The following is a 16,461-nucleotide window of genomic DNA, read 5'->3' as shown; positions in this document are numbered from 1 at the left end:
TGCCATTATTCGATTAGCAGGGGTTAATCCTTTCCTGCGTATTAACGGCGTTTATCGACCCGCGCCACCAGCCGATCGCCCAGCCACTGAATGCCGCATACCAGCACGATCAGTACGGCGATCACCGCAATCATAACGCTGGTTTCAAAGCGCTGATACCCGTAGCGGATCGCCAGATCGCCGAGACCGCCAGCGCCAATCGCACCGGCCATCGCTGAAGCGCCAATCAGCGCCACCAGCGTCACCACAAAACCGGCCAGAATGCCCGGTAACGCTTCCGGGATCAGCACATCCCAGACAATACGCAACCGGCTGGCGCCCATTGCGCGCACCGCATCGATTAAGCCGCGGTCGACATCGCGCAGCGAGACCTCTGCCACGCGGGCAAAATAGGGTGTCGCGGTGATCGAAAGCGGTACTATCGCCGCCCAGGTGCCTAATGAGGTGCCGACCAGAAAACGGGTCAGCGGGATCAGCGCCACCAGCAAAATAATAAACGGCAGCGAGCGGAAGCCATTAATCACCATTCCCAGCGAGCGGTTTACCCAGCGATTTTCCGCTACGCCACCGGCGCTGGTCATCACTAAAATCAGCCCTAACGGCAGCCCGGCGATCAGCGACAACAGCCCGGAGACTGCCGTCATAATCAGCGTTTCCTGAATCGCGTTAAGTAACAGATCAATCATTACCGGTGACATAGCCACTCAACTCCACCTGGGCCTGGTGCTGATGCAGCCAGGCGAGAACCTCTTGTTGCGCCGCGCGGTCGTCTGCCGACACTGCAAAGAAAAAACGTACGATGGCGTAATGCTGAATATGGTCGACACCGCCCTGAATCAGGCGAAACTTGCCGGGCAGTGCCTGCGCCATTCGGGTCAGAATTTCACCCTGCCGATCCTGACCGGCGTACTGCACGCTGTAGATCGCCTGCCCCTGCGGATGCGACGAAAGCTGTGCCGCCAGGCTTTCCGGCAGCTGCGGCAATAATCCGCGCAGTAACGTGCGCGTCAGCTGCGACTGCGGATGGGCAAATACCTGCCATACCGGCCCCTGCTCAACAATCTCGCCGCTATCTATCACCGCCACCCGATGCGCCACACTTTTGATCACCTCCATTTCATGGGTGATCAGCAAGATGGTGATACCCAGCTGCTGATTCAGTGATTTCAGCAGCGCCAGAATGGCGCGCGTGGTTTCCGGATCAAGCGCCGAGGTGGCTTCATCACAGAGTAACAGCGCCGGGCTGGCGGCCAGCGCGCGGGCAATCCCCACCCGCTGTTTTTGTCCGCCAGAGAGCGCTGCAGGATAAGCCAGCGCTTTATCTTCGAGACCGACCAGCGCCAGCAACTCCGCCACCCGCTGCTGGCGCCGGGCTTTAGCGTAACCGGCGATCTTCAGCGGCAGCGCGATATTCTGCTCGACGGTCTTCGCCGACAGCAGATTAAAGTGCTGAAACACCATGCCCACGCGGCTGCGCACTGACTGGAGCTGTTTCTCACTCAGCGCGGTAATCGCCCGCCCCTCAATCTCAATGGTGCCGCTATCCGGCTTTTCCAGACCATTCAGACAGCGGATCAGGGTCGATTTTCCCGCCCCGCTGCGACCGATAATGCCGAGGATCTCGCCTTTTTTTACCGTCAGCGAGACCGATTTCAGCGCCTGCGTATCGCCAAAGCGTCGGCTGACCTGATGCAGACGTACCACATCCTGCGGTGATTCGTCTGGCGTGCCGGGTTTGTCTGCGGAAAAGGCGCCTTCCGGCGCCTGCTCTCTGATGGTAAAACTCTCTGCAATTGCACTCATGCCTGACTATCCTTACCAGGCAGAAACGCCGGTGCCTTTATAGACCTGATCAAATACTTTTTTCACCGCGTCATTCTGGTAAGCGCTCACCAGCGTTTTTACCCATGGCGCATCGACATTCTCTTTTTTCACCGCGATAAAGTTGTTATACGGGTTACCTTTAACTGCCTCCTGCGCGATGCGATCGGCTGGCGTCAGGCCGCTTTTCAGCGCCCAGTCGGTATTGACTACCGCCGCATCCAGATCGGGAACCGAGCGGCCGATAATGCCGGAGTCCAGCTCTTTAATTTTCAGCTTACGCGGGTTATCGGTAATGTCGGCGATAGTGGCGAAAATCCCGGCGCCAGCTTTAAGTTTAATCGCCCCTTCCTGCTGCAGCAGAATCAGACCACGCGCTTCGTTAGCCGGATCGTTCGGTACGCCAACCACCGCCCCCTCTTTCAGCTCTTTAACGCTTTTCACTTTTTTCGAGTAAAGGCCTATCGGCCACACCGCAGTGTCGCCGACACGTACGATATCGTAATGATTCACTTTGATTTGGTTATCCAGGAACGGTTGATGCTGAAAGGCATTGGCGTCGACTTCGCCATTTTGCAGCGCTTCATTTGGCTGGTTATAGTCATTAAATACTACCGGCTTCACCGTCAGGCCTTTCGCCGCCGCCTGCTTAACCACTTCACGCCAGACATCTTCATCTTCGCCGCTGATAATGCCCACTTTAATGGTGGTTTTATCGGCCGCCCGTGCGGCGTTCAGCGGCACCAGTGCCGCGCCAATCATTACTGCGGTGGTGGCTGCCAGTAACACAGCACGAGAAGTTTTACTGATCAACGTGTGCATAAGGTAATCCCCAAAAATAGAATAAGATGCCTGCGTCAGTGCAGGAATGATCGCAGTATACTCAGCGACTTATTCCATAATAATAATATTTTTATAATTGTTATTTCTTTTGGGTATATATTGAATAAAACACCTAATGCGAATACGTATCATTTATTTTACCATTATTATCTGGAGTGCTAAGATGCGCCTTATCCAGCGCAGGTGGGGGGTTCACCTGCCCGCCCCGCAGCAACCGGACAAGCATGAACACACAGCGACCCGCACGGCAGGAACAGCATTTCTCTGTGGCGAACTTTCTCGATTATGGTCAGCGTCACGGCATTGATTACCGTTTTCCGTCGCTGATGGATCCGGTGGCACGGCCGGCACAGCATACGGTGGTGCAGGGTCATGTTGATGAGATTTTGCTGCCGTCAGGGATCAGTGTGACCTGCTCGGATCTGCGTGTACTCGAACCTTATGAAACCACCTCGGTCGGCAGCTCCCCGCTCTATATACTGGTGATGGTCGAAGGCAGCGTACATCTGTGGCTGAACGGCGAAGCGCAATATATGCAGCCAGGTATGGCGCTGGCGACCAGCATCGGTGAACAGCTGGTGCTGCATGCCCGTCATCAGCAGGACCAACATCTGGTGACTATCTCTCTCGGCATCCAGCCCGGGCGTTTTCATCCGCGCTCAGAAATCGCCACTCTGCTCAGCGCCTGGCAGCAAAAAAATCCCGCTTCAGCGGCATGGCATATCCCCGATCATCTGCTAACCGGCCTGCGTAGCGTGCTGCAACCCTGCGCTAACCCGGTGGCGCGTCAGCTGATGCTGGAGGGATTGCTGTTGCAACTGCTGGCGCAACAGCTGCTGGCGCCGTCGCTTCCTGATACGCCCGCTATCGCCGACAATCAGATTGTGCTGCCGCCAGGTGAGCGCAGCCGGCTGGAGCAGGTGCGTCAGTTACTGGCGGCTTCTCCCGAACATCCCCATACGCTGGATGCGCTGGCACGCATCGCCGCGATGAGCCCCAGCAGTCTGCGCTGCAAGTTCCGCCAGACCTATGGTGATTCGGTGTTTAACTATCTGCGCGATTGTCGCCTGGCGCTGGCGCGGCGTTATTTGCAGGAAGGACACAGCGTACAGCAGGCGGCATGGATGTCCGGCTATCAGCACGCCACCAATTTCGCCACCGCCTTTCGCCGCCGCTACGGCGTTGCGCCAAGCGCGCTGCACTCGGCTTAATGCCCTTTCCCGGCGAATCAGCGCCATTTTGTCATCTCTCATACATAACCCGGCATTGTGCATAGCGGTCCGCACGGCCTGAAAGACAATAATAGCCGTCAGGCACCTTATAAAAACAACGAGAGAAACAGATTATGACCAGGCACAGTTACGCACATTTTTCCCTGCTGGCGCTCAGTATTGCCGCCGCAGTTTCATCTCCGGCCCAGGCAGCAAGCGAGCCGAAAACCGACAGCACCATGGTGGTCTCGGCACAGGGTGACGGCAGTGACAACAGTGTCGCGCCTTACACTAACAGCGCCACTAAGTCCGCAGTACCAGAGAGCCGCACCGCGCAAACCATCGATACCATTGGTAAGCAGGAGATCGAAAAACGCCACGCCACCTCACTGAACGAAGTGCTGCGGTATGATGCGGGCGTCTCCAGCGAAATGCGCGGCTCGACCACTTATATGAGCGAATATAAGATCCGCGGCTTCAGTGCAGAACACGAATATTACAATGGCCTGCAACTGCCGTATAACGTCAGCGGCAATACCAAAGCCAGTATCGACCCGATTCTGATTGAGCAGGTAGATATCCTCAAAGGCCCCTCCTCGGTGCTGTATGGCAATGCGTCACCAGGCGGCCTGGTGAATATTCAGGGCAAAACCCCACAGAAACAGCAGAGCACCGAAGTCGGTTTTAACAGCGGTAACCGCAACCTGCGTGAAGGCTATCTCGATTCCACCGGACAGATCGCTGACAGTGACTGGAATTACCGCTTTATCGGTAAGGCCAGCGCCGGTGACGATCAGCCGGAAACCACTAAAACGGAAAGTTACCTGCTTGCCCCTTCGGTGACCTGGCAGCCTTCAGAACAAACCCGTCTGACGCTTGATGCCATTTACCAGAATCAGCCGAGCCTGACGCCATCGAACCCGTTGCCACTGGCTTATCTTCGCAGTGGCTATGCTTCCCGCCGCGACTATGCCGGTGACAGCTGGAACGGGTTCCAGCAGCGTCAGACTCTGCTGGGTTACAGCTTCGAACATCAGTTTGACAGCGGCTGGGGGGTTGTGCAGAAAGCGCGCTACGCCACCGTTGAGACTTACCAGCGCAGCATCTACTCCACCGGCACCAGCGGCAGCAACACCGAGCTGTCGCGCTTTGGCTACACCACGGATGAAGATCTCGACAGCTTTAATATTGATAACCAGCTGAAAAAAACCGTCGAACTGGGCGACTGGACGCACCATCTGTTAGCCGGTTTTGACTACCAGCACCTGAATTCCAACTTTAAATATGATTACGGCACCGCCTATCCGGGCATTGATATGCTCAACCCGGACCATAATCAGCTGACCGATGATAATCTTGGCCTGTATACCGCAACGAAACAGCGTCTGAGCTTTAATCAGGCGGGCTATTATCTGCAGGATCAGCTGGTGTCTGGCGGTCTGAACCTGGTCGCCAGCCTGCGCTATGACGATTATCGCTCTACCACCACTAATCAGCTGGATGGCGACAGTAAAAGCTGGGTCGATCAGCATCGGGTGACCAAACGCCTCGGTGCGTTATATCAGTTCAGCAACGGTATCGCGCCATACATCAGCTACTCTGAAGGCTTTATGCCGGTTTCACCACAGGGCACGCTGACCGCCGATCAGGCCAAACCCACCACCAGCGAACAGGTGGAAGGCGGGGTGAAATATCTGCTGGCGAACTACGCCACCACCCTGACCGCATCGGTATTTAAGATCACCCAGAAAAATGTGCTGACCACCGATTACACTTACGACGCCAACAGCCAGCTGAACTACCGTCAGACCGGCGAAGTGGAGTCGAAAGGCGTTGAATTTACCGCCGTCAGCCGTCCGCTCGACAACCTGAATCTGCTGGCAAGTTATGCTTATACCCATGCGATTAATACTGAAGATGACCTCTATCAGGGACAACGCGCGACCCAGGTGCCGGAAAACGCACTTAAGCTGTGGGCTGACTACACCTTTGACGACGGTATGCTGAATGGATTGATGCTGGGCGCCGGACTGCGCTACCAGGGCAAAACCGCCATTACGCCGGACAACTCAGAGCCAGCGATGGGCGGCAATACGCAGTATGACTTAGCGGTGGCTTACGATATGGGCGTGCTTAGCCCGAGTCTGAAAGGATTAACCCTGAAAGCTGGTGCACAGAACGTGACGAATAAGTTCACCTATACCTGCTACAGCAGCAGCTATTGCTGGATTGGCCGCGATCGCACCTGGCAGGCAGGCGTGAGCTATCGTTTCTGATTTGACTGACGGGCGGCAATAGATCAGATGCAGGGGAGCCGTTAACGGCCCCCTGGGAAGTTTCATAGCGTTATTTGTAGGGGCGGCGTTTTCGCCGCCCGCAATATCACTCCACCTGCCCTTTCGGCAATGCAGCAAAGAAATCCGCATGCTGCGGCTGACGCGTCTGGCGTAAAATTTCCCCCAGCATCTCAAGCGGCGCATCTGACCAGTCGGCGCGCAAATCGACACTGGCGTACTCGCGATCGTGCCAGATTTTTAGTGCCGCCGATTTCAGCCCGCGACGGTCGCCGCCGGCAGCGGCCCCGGCCTGCATTGCCGCCAGCAGACGGTCAGCAAACGCTAAATCATCCCGCACCAGATAAACACGCAACATCTCGTCCAGCGTATCCACAGCGGTCAGCAGATTGCCCGCCACCGCACACTCTGCGCCCTGCTGGCTGGCGGCAAATTCTCCGCACTGCTTACCGCTCCAGTGCGCAATATCGCCGTAACGATCGATGATTATCACCTGCCGTCGTGCGGCATCAGCATCGGTCGCCAGCAGCAACTTCAGGGTCTCGCTGGCGGAAATGCCTTTACGCAGTAGCGCCAGCCCGCGAATGCCGTATAACGGATTGGTCATCGCCTGAGTCGCTATCGCCCCGGTGCTGGTGCTGCCATGCACCACCAGCGCCCCCACTGCCGGACCTGCCGTGGCGCTGGCCACGCCCAGCGCGCCGGTAAGCGGATCGCGTGCGACTATCGAAAAAGTCATCTCAGCTCCATCAGCGTCAGATTAAATTTATATGCATAAATTATTGCAATAAAGTGTATTTATACGCATAAATAAAAAGCAGGACAACGCTTATTCTTTCACCAGAAACTGATGAGGCCACAATGCTGAGTGCGCGACGAAGAGATGTGTTAATCAGAAAAGCCCTGCCGTTCTGCCTGCTGCTTGGTCTGACTGGGATGCCCGCCGTGCAGGCCGCCACGCCCGCGGATGCACTGCTGATTGGTCAGGTGGCGGAGCCGCAGTCGCTCGATCCGCAGGTGGCGACCGCCGCCAATGATTCGCGTATTCTGGTGAATATCTATGATGGTCTGGTGCGCAACGGTGCAGGTACGCTGGATATCGAACCGGCTCTGGCCACCAGCTGGCAAATCAGCCCGGATGGCCTGACTTACCGTTTTCAGCTGCGGAAAAATGTGCGTTTTCAGGACGGCACACCGTTTAATGCCGACGCCGCAAAATTTACTTTCCAGCGTATGCTCGATGAAAAGAGTGCCTGGCATCATACCGGCCCGTTCCCGCTGTCGTTCTTCTTCTCCTCGATAAAGTCGATCGCTACTCCTGACGAACATACGCTGGTATTTCATCTGAATGAGCCGTTTGCGCCACTGCTCTCTAACCTCGCGACGCCAACCGGTCTGATCGTTTCGCCGACGGCGGTTAAAAAATATGGCAAAGATTTTGGCCGTCATCCGGTGGGCACCGGTGCGTTTCAGTTTGCCGAATGGCAGGCTAATCAGCGCGTAGTGGTCACGGCAAACAGCGCTTACTGGGACGGCAAACCGGCGGTCAATACCGTAGTATTCCGCCCGATTACCGATGGCAATACACGCGTGGCGGAGATGCTCTCCGGCGGGATTGATGCGATGGTGGAAGTGCCGCCTGATACGGTGAAACTGTTTGCCGAAAAAAGCAAACGCTTCCGTCTGTATGAAACCACCGGCCCCCACGTCTGGTATGTGATGCTGAATACGCAGGTGCCGCCGTTTAATGATGTGCGGGTGCGCCAGGCGGTGAATTACGCGGTGAATAAGCAGTCGCTGGTGGACAATATTTTGCAGGGCTCGGCTGGCGTGGCCGACGGCCCGATACCGGCCGCTTTTCGCTGGGCCGCCAATAAAGAGGTCACCCCCTGGCCTTACGATCCGGCCAAAGCCCGCCAGCTGCTGAAGGAAGCGGGAGCCGAAGGCGCAACGCTGACCTTCTACGTCACCGAAGGCGGCTCCGGCATGCTGGATCCGGTACCGATGGCCACAGCCATTCAGGCGGATTTAAAAGCGGTCGGGCTGAATGTCAATATTGAGACTTATGAGTGGAATACCTATCTGTCGAAGGTCAATGCCGGACTCGATAACCAGACCAATATGGCGGAAATGGCGTGGATGACCAACGATCCCGACACCCTGCCATTCCTCACCCTGCGCAGCGATGCCTGGCCGAAAAAAGGCGGCTTTAACTCCGGCTATTACAGTAATCCGCAGGTCGACAAACTGCTGGAGCAGGCACGCCTCACGACCGACAACGCCGCTCGCGGCCAGCTGTATCGCCAGGTGCAGCAGCTGGTGCATAACGATGCGCCGTGGATTTTTGTCGCCAACTGGAAGCAGAACGCCGTGACTTCAACCCGCATCGGCCACTTTTCCCTGCAACCCAACTTCAACCTGTTACTCAACCGGGTGACGAAGCACTGATTATTAACGCGGAGCGTGATTATGTGGAGCTACCTGCTGAAAAGGCTGTTATCGATCATCCCGGTGTTTATCGGCCTGTCGCTGATTGTGTTTCTGATTATGGCGATGATCCCGGGAAATCCGGCCGAAGCGCTGCTGGGCGCCTGGGCAACCCCGGAAAATGTCGCGCGGATTAACCAGCAACTGAGACTGGACCAGCCGTTGTATCGCCAGTATCTGATCTGGGCGGGCAATATTTTGCACGGCGATTTTGGCCGCTCATATGTGCTGAACCGGCCGGTGCTGGATGAAGTGTTGCAGCGCCTGAGCGCCACGCTGGTGCTGGGCGGCAGCGCCCTGTTGCTGAGCACCGTACTGGGTCTGCTGGCCGGTACGGTATCAGCAGTACGCCAGTTTGGCTGGGGCGATCGTCTGATCACCCTGCTGGTACTGCTCGGTATTTCGCTGCCCTCCTTCTGGATTGGCCTGCTGATGATTATGTTGTTCGCCGTACAGCTGCAATGGTTCCCTGCCTCCGGTATGTATGCTATCTGGGGTGGCGGCGGCTGGCTGGATTTGCTGCATCACCTGGCGCTACCGGCCATAACGCTGGCGATTGTCGCCACCGGCGTGATTGCCCGCCTGACCCGCACCGCAATGCTGGAAGTGCTGCGTCAGGACTTTATCCGTACCGCACGCGCGAAAGGTCTGTCGGAACGCAAAGTGATTTATCGCCACGCCTTTCGTATGGCGCTGGTATCGGTGATTCCGGTGATCGGTATTCAGGCCGGATTTGTACTCGGCGGCGCAGTGTATATCGAGACGGTATTTCAGTGGCCCGGCCTCGGCGCGATGCTGGTAAAAGCGGTCTCGACCCGCGATCTGTTACTGGTGCAGGGGGGTGTCCTGGTGGCCGCAGCCGCCTATGTGTTGATCAACCTGTGCGCCGATATTCTTCAGGCCCTTCTCGACCCGAGGTTAAAATCATGAGCCAGACGCTGAACTCTCCGGCAGTGCGCCATCGCCCGTCGCCGTGGTCGTTATTGCTGGCCAACCGGCTGGCGACGCTGGGACTGATTATTTTGCTGATCGCGCTGATTACCGCATTATGCGCCCCGCTGCTGCCGCTGGCCGACCCTGATGCCACCGATTTACTGCAACGATTGTTACCGCCGTTATCACCGGGCCATCTGCTGGGGACCGACCCGCTGGGGCGTGATGTGCTGTCACGGCTAATCTGGGGCACCCGCATCTCGCTGGCGGTGGGTATCAGCGCCACCCTGCTGGCGGCTTTTTTCGGCACCTTAATCGGTCTGATTGCCGGTTACGCCGGCGGCAAAGCCGACAGCCTGCTGATGCGCCTGATCGATATGCTGATGGCGTTTCCCTATATTCTGCTGGCGCTGGTGATTGTTGCGGTGCTCGGTCCCGGTCTGCTGAATGCGCTGTACGCCATTGCGGTGGTAAATATTCCGTTCTTCGCGCGCAATATTCGCGGCCTGACCGTCGGCCTGCGTCAGCGTGATTTTGTGCAGGCCGCGCGTCTGTCGGGGAAAAATCACCGCCAGATTCTGCTAAGCGAAGTGCTGCCGAATGTGCTGCCGGTAATCGTGGTTACCATGTCGACTACCGTCGGCTGGATGATTCTGGAGACCGCCGGGCTGTCGTTCCTTGGCCTTGGCGCCCAGCCTCCCGCCGCAGATCTCGGCTCAATGCTCGGCCAGGGGCGCGCCCAGATGTTCAGCGCGCCACATGTCTCACTGGTGCCGGGAATAATGATTTTCCTGCTGGTAATGAGCTTTAACCTGCTCGGTGACGGCATCCGCGATCTGCTCGATCCACGGCTTAAATCCGGCGTATTGCAGCGCGCCAGCGCGGTGACCCGCGTCAGCCGTAAAACGATACCGGCAGCCAGTCAGGGTAATAATGCGCTGCTGGAGGTGGTCGATTTGCAGGTCAATTTCCGCTCTGGCGCAAAAACTCAGGCGGCAGTGAAAGGCGTCAGTTTTTATGTTAAAGCCGGTGAGTGTCTCGGTCTGATTGGCGAAAGTGGCTCCGGTAAAAGCGTAACCGCGCTGTCGGTGATGGGGTTGGTGGCCTCGCCGCCGGGCGAAATCAGCGGCGGCGCGATTTATGTCGCCGGTGAGGAGATGCTGTCGCTGTCGCCGCAGGCAATACAGCAGCGCCGTGGCGCACGGGTGGCGTATATTTTCCAGGATCCGCTGACCACCCTGCACCCGCAGATGAGTATTGGCGCACAGTTAATCGAAGCCATTCAGGCTCATCAGCCGCTGTCGAACGCCGCGGCGCGGCAGAAAGCGCTGGAACTGCTCGACAGCGTCGGCATTCAGGATGCCGCACAGCGTTTTTATGCCTTTCCGCATCAGCTCTCCGGCGGTCAGCGTCAGCGCACCGGTATCGCCATGGCGCTGGCCAATGATCCGCAGATTATTATCGCCGATGAACCCACTACCGCCCTTGATGTTACCGTGCAGGCGCGGATCCTCGAATTACTGCAGCAGCTGCGCCGTGAACGCGGCCTGACCCTGCTGTTTATTACCCACGATTTCGGCGTAATCGCGCAGATTTGTGACCGCGTGGCGGTAATGCGCCACGGTGAAATCGTCGAAAGCGGCGATACTGCCACGGTGCTTAATGCGCCACAGCATCAATACACCCGGCGACTGATTGCCAGCGTGCCGAAACTGGGCCAGGGGCGTGAGTTTCTGCAACAGGTGGCGAAACTCTATCCCCCACGTCAGTCGCAGCAGGAGACGCTATGAGCTATGTGATTGAAGTCGATAAGCTGTATAAAACATTTGGCCGCAAGGCCAGCTGGCTCTCTCCGGCGCGCCATCAGGTGCAGGCGGTCAAAGGCGTATCGTTGCAGCTGTCGGCAGGTGAAACTCTGGCGGTGGTCGGCGAAAGTGGCTCGGGCAAAAGTACCCTGGCACGGATGCTGGTCGGGCTGGAGACGCCCACCTCCGGCAGTATCAGACTGATGGGCGAAAGCGCGCAGCAGCGTGACGCAAAAGCCCTGGGGCGGCTGATACAGTATGTATTTCAGGATCCGGTAGCCTCACTTAATCCACGTAAAACCATCGCCGACATTCTCAATGTGCCGCTTAGCCATTTATGTGGCTATCGCGCCACGCAGCGTAAAAACCGCATGCTGGAACTGATGGAAGCCGTGCAGATGCCCGCCGATGCGCTGCTCGGTTACCCTCATGAGTTTTCCGGCGGCCAGGCTCAGCGGCTGGCTATCGCCCGGGCGCTGGCGGCGGAAGCGCGGATTCTGGTGCTCGACGAACCGGTGAGTGCGCTGGATGTCTCAGTGCAGGCGCAGGTATTGCTGTTGCTGGATCAGCTGAAACAGCAATTTGGCTTGTCATACCTGTTTATCAGCCACGATCTGGCGGTAGTGGAATCCATCGCCGATCGGGTGGCGGTGATGTATCGCGGAGATTTGGTAGAATGTGCCGATAACGACGCCCTGTTTCGCGCGCCGCAACACAGTTACACCCAGAGTCTGCTGGCCAGTGCGCCGCGACTGTAAGGATAAAAGTCTATGAGCAGTGAAACCCCGGCGACGCCTGAACCAGTGCGTCGCAAGCGTACCGATGAAATCGTTGATGCCATCAAAGAGAGTATTATTCGCGATAATCTGTTGCCGGGCGACCGCCTGCCGCAGGAGAAAGATCTGGCGACCCGCTATGCGGCTGGCAAAGGGACGGTGCGTGAAGCGCTGAAGTCACTGGAAGTTCAGGGACTGATCCGCACCAAAACCGGCCCCGGCGGCGGCGCCTTTATCGATTCGATGACCGAAACCCGCGCCATCAGCCTGCTGTCGAACTATCTGTTTACCCGCCAGCTGTCGATTGCCAATATTTATGCCCTGCGCAAGGCGCTGGAACCGCTGGTTGCCGTCAGTGCGATTGGTAATATTGACGCCAAAGGCTTTGAACAGCTGCATCAGCTGATTGCGGTATATGACCATGAGCCGGCGGACGATGCCGAACGCTGGGAACAGCGTATGGCGGAACTGGATTTTCATGCGGTGGTCGCCAGCTACTCTGACAATGTGCTGCTGGCCTTTATCTGCCACTTTCTGCAACGCCTGCTAAAAGACCTGGCGGTCTGCAAAGATATTTACCAGCGCCCGCAGCCGGTGGATCGCAGTGTGGGTATCGACTATCAGTACCGTTTAATAGAAGCGATGCGCCGCAAAGATGCCAGCGCGGTCGAAACGATTATGACCGAACATATGCAGCATGCAGAGGATGCGATGCTGGGTCTGGAAGCGACGCTGGAGGAACGGTTTTTAAAGTGATCGCAAGCGATGAACACCATTATGCGAAGGTTTAAGACGTTATTATCTTAAAACATCAGCGTCTGTTTTAAGGTTAACGTCAGACGAGGGGATGGGACTATTAAACATATTCTGAACACGTCCCCAAAAACTGTTCAATACCCCAACCTTGATCTCTTTATCAGAGGACCAGTAAGCCACAGTATGCAAAATAAATATCAATACAAACACGGCAACCACGCTTTGATAGCCGTTCCATATCCACATAAATATCTTTTTTTTCAAAGAGTAATGTGTTAATGGCCAGGCTCTCATTTTTGTCAGCAGTTCTTTCTGCGTTATTGATTTAGTCTCAGCCTTACATCTGGCAAGCTGTTTTTTACAAGCCTGCTCATTCTGCTGCAGAACGTTTTGATAATGGTTTTTGAGTGTGTCCATCTCTTCTTTATGCTTATCGATTAATCCCTGATCTAAACTTTCGGTAAGTGCTGCCATCACAGCTAACCCTTTTTCTCTGAATTTTTCTAATTGCCCTTGCGTAACGGATACCGCATGAAATAGCTTTAAGGACTTTGCAATGTCACCTTCAGATTTTTTGGCGTTAATTAAATCCCGAGCAAGTTTATCTTTTTCGAGTTTATAACATGCATATGCCAGAATACCCTGATAATCGTGGTCATTACCCACTAATTCTTTAAAGACCCATAATCTGGACTCCACGCTCCGCTCCCCAAATAAAGCATAAAAGATGAATCATTTATTTAACCATATTATTTAATAACCTCAGCAAAGGCTTTTTCAAACATTAAGTTTAACTCTGCCGCCGAACGTTTAGCAGAACGTTGTCTGGCAAGACTGACCGCTGAAGTACTCACGTTATGCGGATCATTAATATCGGGATTATATTTTGAGTATTTAAACGCTACTGCCTGGGCCACAGCATAAGCTCTTTCGCTTACATTTTTAATGATTTCCGCCATTTCGCTTCTCCTTATCTTATTTAAATAGTATTTACCATAACCTGACAGGCAGTTCAAGATGCTGATATTTAATTTTAATATAGCCATAAAGAGACCTCGAATTGGTTATTTAATTATTTCAATTAAAATAATTAAAATTTAAACCTACCAGAGTGCAGATATTTTTATGATTATCACATCATATTCCTGCCACGAAACAGAACTGACTTATGCATTTTTCAACATAGCACTGCGTTTTTAATACGTTGTTATTTCTCAGCCGCCCACGCATGTTGATTTTTATCTCAGCATTTTTTCGGGCGGTATCGATGTCGACTGTGAATTACCTTCATCAGCAGCAACGGGCCTGGATCCATCAGTTGTCACGCAGCTGGCTATGGCGAACTGAGCTGCCGACATGGATACTGATCGTGGTGATTTATGGTGGCTGGTTCGCCACGCTGGCTTACTGGAAAACGCTGGGGATTTTGCCGGCGACCTTGCTGCTGATCTGGTTTACCACCTGGTATATGTCGCTGCAACATGAGCTGATTCATGGTCATCCCACCCGCTCCGCCGCCTTTAATCAGCTGCTGGGGCTGATGCCATTAGCCATCTGGTATCCGTTTGGACTGTATCGCGACTCACATCTGCAACACCATCGCGATCAGCATCTCACCCACCCTGATGAAGATCCGGAAACTTACTATTTTTCTGCGCAACGCTGGCAGCAGTTTTCTGGCTGGCAACGACGTCTGGTGCAGCTGCGCAACACTCTGCCTGGTCGGGTGATCCTTGGCCCGGCCAGCGATATTATTCAAACCCTGCTGAGCATGCTGGCGGCTTTTGCCGGGCGCGACTGGCGCGCCATCGCCATGTGGCTGACCCACGGCAGTTTATTAATGGTGGTGTTTGCCTGGATGCATGCTGTCGATTTCCCGCCAGGGTGGTTTCTGCTGGCGGTCAGCTATCCCGCGCTCAGCCTGACCAAAATCCGCTCTTTTCTCGAACATCGGGCCGCCGACGATCCGCAGGCACGATCGGTGATTAACGAAGCGGCATGGCCATGGCGACTGCTGTTTCTTAATCTGAACTATCACTCGGTACACCATAATCTGCCGGGAGTGCCCTGGTTTGCCTTACGCAAGGTCTATCTGGCCTATCGCGACAGCTATCTGCAACTAAATCACGGCTTTCTTACCCGCGGCTATCGCGAGTGGTTGCAGCGCTTTCTGTGGCGTTCGGTTAAGGTGGAAGTCCATCCGACCATGGCGGGCAATCATTATCCGACTGATAAGATGAGTGCTGAGTTGCACCAGAAAAGAGATGAGCAACAAACGGTCGTCTGAGGCGATAAACCCAGCCCTGAAACCATCCTTTGTTCAGGCTTCCTTCACAAAATTCGCGCCAAAAGCCCGCTCAGAAACCCCGAATCAATGCTATGTTATGGCCGCAACCTGATGCCAGACGGAAGCAGCAATGGACTATAAACAACAGATTCTTAATATTCTGCATAGCGCCGTGGAATCACGGGTCAGCATGACCAAAACGCTGCAGATCACCAAAGCCTGGGTCACCAAGCTGACCTCATCACTGCTGGAAGCGGGGATTATTGAAGCGCGCGAAGTGAAAGATTCGCCCTTTGGTCGTCCGCAGCAGATGCTGGCGGTAAAAGCGCGACAATTTTACAGCCTGAATATTATGATGCGCAGCTATGGCTTGCAGGCAACCCTCAATGATTACAATACTCTGCAACCCACCGCCGCCGCGGTTGAGTATCCGCTGCATGCGCCATTAAGCGCCCGTCAACTGGCCGACACGGTCAGTAATCTGCTTGCTGAACTCTGCGGCATAGCGGTGGTGGACGCCAGCCAGGTCAGGCAGATTGGTTTAGCCCTTGGCGGCGGTATCGAACAGCATTCCGGTGTGGTGAGATGGAGCCCGGTGCTGAAGGAGCATCACTACAATCTGCGTGAGCTGCTGCGTCACACCACCGGCATCGCCACCCAGGTGGTGAATATCGCCTGGTGCTCATGCCATATGCTCAATAAACGCATTGCTTCACGTGACTCCTGGATCGCCCTGATGCCGGGCTTTGGCAGCCTGGGGTACGGTTATTGCATCAACGGTAAGCCGGGACTCGGCGATAACGGCTTCTATCCGGAAATCGTCCATCTTCCCTATGCTGGTGGACTGGAAAATGCGCTGCAATTCGATGCTACCGACACGCAACAGTCCGCCGCACGCGCGGCGGCGGCGCTCTGTTTCGCCATTTGCTGCACCGCGCCAATCCACAATATAAAACGCGTTATTCTGAGCGGTGAGCTGTTTGAAGATTATGCCGATTTGATTATTCCGCTGACGGCAAAATTGCTGGCCGATAACCCCAGTGAACATATCAACACTATCCGCCTCGAATATATGCCAGCCCCCTATAACTACAGCATGTTTGGTCTGGTGCAACTGAGCTCAGATGCCATCACTGATAGCCTGATTTAACTCTCCCGCTGACTTTTTGTGATGCAGATTACAAAAGCGGCTTTTACTTTTTACTTTGTTTCCACTGTTAACTAATGTGTTTTTGTTCGGTTACCGCC

The 16,461-nt window shown here is 55.1% G+C and carries 15 protein-coding genes; 9 read left to right on the top strand and 6 right to left on the bottom strand.

Going from position 1 to position 16,461, the window contains the following annotated elements:
- Positions 1–41 precede the first annotated feature (41 nt).
- From N5923_RS15520 to N5923_RS15510, 3 genes are read right to left on the bottom strand one after another with little or no spacing between them, the layout of a single operon-like run.
- Entirely contained in the window at positions 42–698 is a 657-nt protein-coding gene (locus N5923_RS15520) for a methionine ABC transporter permease (RefSeq protein WP_267143640.1), read from the bottom strand.
- Positions 679–1,803, bottom strand: a complete 1,125-nt coding sequence (locus N5923_RS15515; RefSeq protein WP_267143639.1) for a methionine ABC transporter ATP-binding protein — start codon at positions 1,801–1,803, stop codon at positions 679–681. The genes N5923_RS15520 and N5923_RS15515 overlap by 20 nt, the downstream gene beginning before the upstream one ends.
- Positions 1,804–1,815: 12 nt before the next feature.
- Positions 1,816–2,583, bottom strand: a complete 768-nt coding sequence (locus tag N5923_RS15510) for a MetQ/NlpA family ABC transporter substrate-binding protein (RefSeq protein ID WP_407704484.1) — start codon at positions 2,581–2,583, stop codon at positions 1,816–1,818.
- A gap of 305 nt (positions 2,584–2,888) precedes the next feature.
- Between N5923_RS15510 and N5923_RS15505 the strand changes: the two genes are divergently transcribed.
- Positions 2,889–3,875, top strand: coding sequence for a helix-turn-helix transcriptional regulator (locus N5923_RS15505; protein WP_267143637.1), 987 nt, complete (start codon positions 2,889–2,891; stop codon positions 3,873–3,875).
- 134 nt (positions 3,876–4,009) lie between these two features.
- Positions 4,010–6,151, top strand: coding sequence for a TonB-dependent siderophore receptor (locus tag N5923_RS15500; protein WP_267143636.1), 2,142 nt, complete (start codon positions 4,010–4,012; stop codon positions 6,149–6,151).
- A 106-nt stretch (positions 6,152–6,257) separates the two neighbouring features.
- Here the strand turns inward: N5923_RS15500 and N5923_RS15495 are convergent, their stop codons facing one another.
- Complete coding sequence (locus N5923_RS15495; protein ID WP_267143635.1) at positions 6,258–6,908, bottom strand: DUF1028 domain-containing protein; 651 nt, start codon at positions 6,906–6,908, stop codon at positions 6,258–6,260.
- A 197-nt stretch (positions 6,909–7,105) separates the two neighbouring features.
- Here N5923_RS15495 and N5923_RS15490 point away from each other — a divergent pair, with 197 nt between their 5' ends.
- The 5 genes from N5923_RS15490 to N5923_RS15470 are packed head-to-tail and all read left to right on the top strand — an operon-like array spanning position 7,106 to position 12,926.
- Entirely contained in the window at positions 7,106–8,617 is a 1,512-nt protein-coding gene (locus N5923_RS15490; RefSeq protein WP_267143738.1) for an ABC transporter substrate-binding protein, read from the top strand.
- A gap of 21 nt (positions 8,618–8,638) precedes the next feature.
- A complete protein-coding gene (locus N5923_RS15485; protein ID WP_267143634.1) occupies positions 8,639–9,586 on the top strand; it encodes an ABC transporter permease in 948 nt (315 codons plus the stop codon).
- Entirely contained in the window at positions 9,583–11,379 is a 1,797-nt protein-coding gene (locus tag N5923_RS15480) for a dipeptide/oligopeptide/nickel ABC transporter permease/ATP-binding protein (RefSeq protein WP_267143633.1), read from the top strand. The genes N5923_RS15485 and N5923_RS15480 overlap by 4 nt, the downstream gene beginning before the upstream one ends.
- Positions 11,376–12,152 carry an ATP-binding cassette domain-containing protein gene (locus N5923_RS15475; RefSeq protein WP_267143632.1) on the top strand — a complete coding sequence of 259 codons (777 nt, stop codon included), beginning with the start codon at positions 11,376–11,378 and terminating at the stop codon, positions 12,150–12,152. Before N5923_RS15480 ends, N5923_RS15475 begins: the two co-directional genes overlap by 4 nt.
- A 12-nt stretch (positions 12,153–12,164) precedes the next feature.
- Complete coding sequence (locus N5923_RS15470; RefSeq protein WP_267143631.1) at positions 12,165–12,926, top strand: FadR/GntR family transcriptional regulator; 762 nt, start codon at positions 12,165–12,167, stop codon at positions 12,924–12,926.
- Between the two features lie 42 nt (positions 12,927–12,968).
- On the opposite strand, the gene N5923_RS15465 is transcribed toward N5923_RS15470, so the two are convergent.
- Both N5923_RS15465 and N5923_RS15460 read right to left on the bottom strand, forming a co-directional pair.
- Positions 12,969–13,625, bottom strand: coding sequence for a hypothetical protein (locus N5923_RS15465; RefSeq protein ID WP_267143630.1), 657 nt, complete (start codon positions 13,623–13,625; stop codon positions 12,969–12,971).
- 50 nt (positions 13,626–13,675) lie between these two features.
- The gene (locus tag N5923_RS15460; protein ID WP_267145243.1) at positions 13,676–13,972 is read right to left on the bottom strand and encodes a hypothetical protein; all 297 of its coding nucleotides are present in this window, start codon (positions 13,970–13,972) and stop codon (positions 13,676–13,678) included.
- A gap of 221 nt (positions 13,973–14,193) precedes the next feature.
- Between N5923_RS15460 and N5923_RS15455 the strand changes: the two genes are divergently transcribed.
- Both N5923_RS15455 and N5923_RS15450 read left to right on the top strand, forming a co-directional pair.
- Entirely contained in the window at positions 14,194–15,213 is a 1,020-nt protein-coding gene (locus N5923_RS15455; RefSeq protein ID WP_267143628.1) for a fatty acid desaturase, read from the top strand.
- A gap of 130 nt (positions 15,214–15,343) precedes the next feature.
- Positions 15,344–16,363, top strand: coding sequence for a hypothetical protein (locus N5923_RS15450; RefSeq protein ID WP_267143627.1), 1,020 nt, complete (start codon positions 15,344–15,346; stop codon positions 16,361–16,363).
- Positions 16,364–16,461 lie beyond the last annotated feature (98 nt).

Source organism: Winslowiella arboricola (assembly GCF_025527015.1).
Classification (GTDB): Bacteria; Pseudomonadota; Gammaproteobacteria; order Enterobacterales; family Enterobacteriaceae; genus Erwinia; species Erwinia arboricola.
Note: the sequence above shows the minus strand (reverse complement) of the source record. Positions and strands in the feature narration are given on the sequence as shown.

Bases quoted from the DNA above. Each gene is read 5' to 3' on its own strand.
- N5923_RS15520 (WP_267143640.1), bottom strand. From the start codon at position 698: ATGTCACCGGTAATGATTGATCTGTTACTTAACGCGATTCAGGAAACG.
- N5923_RS15515 (WP_267143639.1), bottom strand. From the start codon at position 1,803: ATGAGTGCAATTGCAGAGAGTTTTACCATCAGAGAGCAGGCGCCGGAA.
- N5923_RS15510 (WP_407704484.1), bottom strand. From the start codon at position 2,583: ATGATTGGCGCGGCACTGGTGCCGCTGAACGCCGCACGGGCGGCCGAT.
- N5923_RS15505 (WP_267143637.1), top strand. From the start codon at position 2,889: ATGAACACACAGCGACCCGCACGGCAGGAACAGCATTTCTCTGTGGCG.
- N5923_RS15500 (WP_267143636.1), top strand. From the start codon at position 4,010: ATGACCAGGCACAGTTACGCACATTTTTCCCTGCTGGCGCTCAGTATT.
- N5923_RS15495 (WP_267143635.1), bottom strand. From the start codon at position 6,908: ATGACTTTTTCGATAGTCGCACGCGATCCGCTTACCGGCGCGCTGGGC.
- N5923_RS15490 (WP_267143738.1), top strand. From the start codon at position 7,106: ATGCCCGCCGTGCAGGCCGCCACGCCCGCGGATGCACTGCTGATTGGT.
- N5923_RS15485 (WP_267143634.1), top strand. From the start codon at position 8,639: ATGTGGAGCTACCTGCTGAAAAGGCTGTTATCGATCATCCCGGTGTTT.
- N5923_RS15480 (WP_267143633.1), top strand. From the start codon at position 9,583: ATGAGCCAGACGCTGAACTCTCCGGCAGTGCGCCATCGCCCGTCGCCG.
- N5923_RS15475 (WP_267143632.1), top strand. From the start codon at position 11,376: ATGAGCTATGTGATTGAAGTCGATAAGCTGTATAAAACATTTGGCCGC.
- N5923_RS15470 (WP_267143631.1), top strand. From the start codon at position 12,165: ATGAGCAGTGAAACCCCGGCGACGCCTGAACCAGTGCGTCGCAAGCGT.
- N5923_RS15460 (WP_267145243.1), bottom strand. From the start codon at position 13,972: ATGGCTATATTAAAATTAAATATCAGCATCTTGAACTGCCTGTCAGGT.
- N5923_RS15455 (WP_267143628.1), top strand. From the start codon at position 14,194: ATGTCGACTGTGAATTACCTTCATCAGCAGCAACGGGCCTGGATCCAT.
- N5923_RS15450 (WP_267143627.1), top strand. From the start codon at position 15,344: ATGGACTATAAACAACAGATTCTTAATATTCTGCATAGCGCCGTGGAA.